Origin of the sequence: Mycobacterium sp. UM_Kg27 (assembly GCF_000972905.1) — a bacterium.
GTDB lineage: Bacteria > Actinomycetota > Actinomycetes > Mycobacteriales > Mycobacteriaceae > Mycobacterium.
Genome location: NZ_JRMM01000333.1, coordinates 1 through 420, shown reverse-complemented (window position 1 = coordinate 420; position 420 = coordinate 1). Strand labels below are relative to the sequence as shown.

Below are 420 nucleotides of genomic sequence, written 5' to 3'. Positions count from 1 at the left end.
CAGGATCGGGTTCCGTCGTTGCCTGAGGTGGAGACGGCGACGATGGCGGCGTTGGTGACGTTGCAGGAGATCGTCGACTACCTGCAGTCGTTGATGGGCCCGGCGACTGCGCCTGCTGCGGCGACTGCGCCTGCTGCGGCCGCGCCCGCGCCGGCCCCGGTAGCTGCCGCACCGGCCGCCGCGCCGGCTCCGGCCGCGGCGGGGGTGGATCTGGTGGGGGACATGTTGGCGGTGGTCGCCGACAAGACCGGTTATCCGGTGGAGATGCTGGATCTGTCGATGGCGCTTGAGGCGGATCTGGGGATCGACTCGATCAAGCGGGTGGAGATCTTGTCGGCGGTGCAGGATCGGGTTCCGTCGTTGCCTGAGGTGGAGACGGCGACGATGGCGGCGTTGGTGACGTTGCAGGAGATCGTCGAC

The 420-nt window shown here is 68.8% G+C and carries 1 protein-coding gene; it reads left to right on the top strand.

Going from position 1 to position 420, the window contains the following annotated elements; translation table 11 throughout:
- Positions 1-27: 27 nt before the first annotated feature.
- On the top strand, positions 28-420 hold a 393-nt coding region (locus tag LI94_RS24875; protein WP_239651298.1), incomplete at its 3' end, for a phosphopantetheine-binding protein.